At 67.3% G+C, this 2,939-nt stretch carries 4 protein-coding genes and 1 other RNA gene; 4 read left to right on the top strand and 1 reads right to left on the bottom strand.

What is annotated here, in order from left to right:
• From GT354_RS54105 to GT354_RS17845, 4 genes are all read left to right on the top strand, one after another.
• The coding region (locus tag GT354_RS54105; RefSeq protein WP_161357300.1) for a M23 family metallopeptidase at nucleotides 1–653 on the top strand (653 nt) is incomplete at its 5' end.
• 80 nt (nucleotides 654–733) lie between these two features.
• The gene (smpB, locus tag GT354_RS17855) at nucleotides 734–1,213 is read left to right on the top strand and encodes an SsrA-binding protein SmpB (protein WP_161357301.1); all 480 of its coding nucleotides are present in this window, start codon (nucleotides 734–736) and stop codon (nucleotides 1,211–1,213) included.
• Nucleotides 1,214–1,333: 120 nt separating this feature from the next.
• Nucleotides 1,334–1,703, top strand: a transfer-messenger RNA (tmRNA) gene (gene ssrA / locus GT354_RS17850).
• Between the two features lie 152 nt (nucleotides 1,704–1,855).
• On the top strand, nucleotides 1,856–2,005 hold the full coding sequence (locus GT354_RS17845; RefSeq protein ID WP_202512004.1) for a hypothetical protein: 150 nt from the start codon (nucleotides 1,856–1,858) through the stop codon (nucleotides 2,003–2,005).
• 39 nt (nucleotides 2,006–2,044) lie between these two features.
• Here GT354_RS17845 and GT354_RS17840 read toward each other — a convergent pair whose 3' ends face one another.
• A complete protein-coding gene (locus tag GT354_RS17840) occupies nucleotides 2,045–2,653 on the bottom strand; it encodes a TetR/AcrR family transcriptional regulator (protein ID WP_161357299.1) in 609 nt (202 codons plus the stop codon).
• Nucleotides 2,654–2,939: the final 286 nt, after the last annotated feature.

Below are 2,939 nucleotides of genomic sequence, written 5' to 3'. Positions count from 1 at the left end.
GGCGGCGCGAGGCGGCGGCGAAACACCTGACGGACGTGGCCGCGTTGGAGCGGGCCGCGGCCGACGCGGCGGCCCGGGTGGAGGCCCTGACCGCGCAACGGCAGGCGGCGCTGGTCACGGCGCGCGAGGAGAAGGCCGCCGACGAGCAGCGCTACGAGGCGATCCGCACCGAGCAGAAGCGGCTGACCGAACTGGTCAACCGACTCAACGCGCCGGCACGGTCGGGCGACTCCCGGGCGTCGGGATCGGGCTCGAAGGGGGGTGCGTTGTCGTATCCCGTCCGCGGCGCGATCAGTTCGGGGTTCGGGATGCGCTACCACCCGATCCTGGAGCACACGAAGCTGCACACCGGCACCGACTTCGCCGTCCCCGAGGACACGTCTGTGGGGGCCGCGCGCGAGGGCACCGTCGTCCAGACCGGGTACAGCTCGGCGTACGGCTACCGCGTCGTGCTCTCGCACGGGCGCGTCGGCGGAGTCGCGTTGACCACGACGTACAACCACCTGTCGAAGATCACCGTGCGCGAGGGGCAGCGGGTGGGCCGCGGCTCGCAGGTCGGCCGCTCGGGCAACACCGGGTGGTCCACGGGCGCGCATCTGCACTTCGAGGTGCTGGTGGACGGCGAGTTCACCGATCCGACGCTGTGGTTGTGAGCCCGGATCGGTCGCCGACGGGGGCTGGTCGGCGGGAGCAGTGAAATCGGTTTGCGGCCATGCGCGAGAATGCAGGGATCATGGCGAAAGAGACCGGGCGCAAGCTCATCGCGCAGAACAAGAAGGCGCGGCACGACTACCTCATCGAGGACACCCTCGAGGTCGGCCTCGTCCTGACCGGCACCGAGGTCAAGTCGTTGCGGGCCGGCAAGGCGTCCCTCGTGGACGGCTACGCGAGCATCGACGGCAACGAGGTGTGGCTGCACAACGTGCACATCTCGGAGTACTCGCAGGGCACGTGGACGAACCACACGGCCCGGCGCAAACGCAAGCTGCTGCTGCATCGGCACGAGATCGACAAGCTGGTGCAGGCGACCCAGGAGACGGGTCACACCCTGGTGCCGCTCAGCCTGTACTTCAAGGACGGCCGGGCCAAGCTCGAACTGGCGTTGGCCAAGGGCAAGAAGAACTACGACAAGCGGCAGACGCTGCGCGAACAGCAGGACAGGCGCGAGACGGATCGCGTGATGTCGAAGTACGTGCGCGGCCGCAGGGAATGAAGTGGACCGGTCCCGCGTTGGGACCGTACGATGGGCGTGGTTGTGCCTGAGCGGGTGTGGCAGGCGGGACCATCGAGCATGGCACCCGGTTGTTTCGGGTGGTTGCTTGAAAACTCAATAGGGGGTGATCGGTTTCGACTGCGGCTGTCGAAGCAGAGGAAGCGAGCCGAGGAAGCGACAATGATCTCGTTAACCACCTGTCGCAAACAAATAATCGCCGATACCAAGCGCGATTCCTTCGCCCTCGCTGCCTAAGCGAGTATCCGAAGGTGTCAGACCGGGTGCGTCCCCGCCCCGGATCCTGGCATAATTTAGGGGACTCCACCGTACGACCCGGCTACGGGGTCATACGGAACACTAAACAGTAGCTGAGCCCGTCGGTGTCTTGTCCACGTGAACACCGGGGCTGAGAAAATCGTTGTGGACTGCGCTCGGAGAAGCTCTGGTTTTGCACCGTAGGACGCGGGTTCAATTCCCGCCACCTCCACCCCTGTTGAAAAGCAAAGCCCGATGTGCCTGTGCACATCGGGCTTTGCTTTTTTTGCGCCTGTTTTCCCGCCCGACGCCCACCCGGTAAGGAGGCGCGGATGCGCGGCTCGATCGACCGCCCGAACCCGTCGATCCTGTGGGCTCGGCTTGAATATGTCGTCGGCGACATACAGCGCGGTGGAGTGGACGCACTCCGGGATCGAGGGGTCGGACACCGTTCCCACTCTCCAGCTCCTGGCGAAATTGGCGAGGGCTCCGGATGCCTCGCTCGACATCGCCCTGGACGACGACGATGCCGGGTGACATTCACCGCGCACCGTACCGAGGCAGCCTGAGTCCGCTTCAGCCGGCTGTGTTCAGGAGGGCGTGCATGCCCGCTTTGAAGTCGGCCTGGGAGGTGTGGCCCAGGACTGTGCGCTGGACCGTGAAGCCTTGGAGGAGGGCCATGACGGCCAGGGCGACGACCTTCGGGTCGACGGTCGGGGCCAGGGCGCCGGTGTCGCGGTAGTGCGCGCAGACCGCGACGAGGCGGTCGAGGACGGCGTCGTACTCGGTGCGTACGTGTGCCGCGAGGTCCGGGTCGCGGATGGCCTCGCCCCAGACCTGGATCGCGACCCGGCCGATGCCCTCCTCGCCGTCGAGTGCGACGACCGAGTCGACGAGGCGGTCGAGCATCGCGCCCATGGGGACGGCGCTCGCGGTGTCGCCGCGTAGCGCGTCCGGGTCCGGCAGGGTGGCGGCCACCGCCTGGAGGGCGTCGGTGCAGCACGCGGCGATCAGTTCGTCCTTGCTCTTGAAGTAGCGGTACACCGCGCCTGCGGACAGCCCCGACGCGGCGAAGACGTCGGGCATCGACGTGCGGTGGAAGCCGTTGCGCGCGAAGCAGAGCCGCGCCGCGTCGATGATCTGGCGGCGGCGGGCGTCGAGGTGTTCCTGGCTGACCTTGGGCATGGCTCGATAATAAAACGAACATTCTTCTTGACAGAAGACCGACCCGCCTTCAGGATCGGATTCATCGGTTGATGAATATCGAGGTCCGCCGCACGGGACCCGGAAGCGAAAGCTGGATGTGAGAGGCGATGTCACAGAACGTGTCGCACAACGCCACGGACGGAACGCACCGACAGTCGCCCGACGGCTCGGTGCGCCCGGAACCGGCGCGCGCGGGGGGCGCGGCGGGATCCGACGCCGAGCACGGGCGAGCCGGCGCGGTCGCCCCACAGGCCCGGCCGGCGAT

Source organism: Streptomyces sp. SID3343, from assembly GCF_009865215.1.
Taxonomy (GTDB): Bacteria; Actinomycetota; Actinomycetes; order Streptomycetales; family Streptomycetaceae; genus Embleya.
Note: the sequence above shows the minus strand (reverse complement) of the source record. Positions and strands in the feature narration are given on the sequence as shown.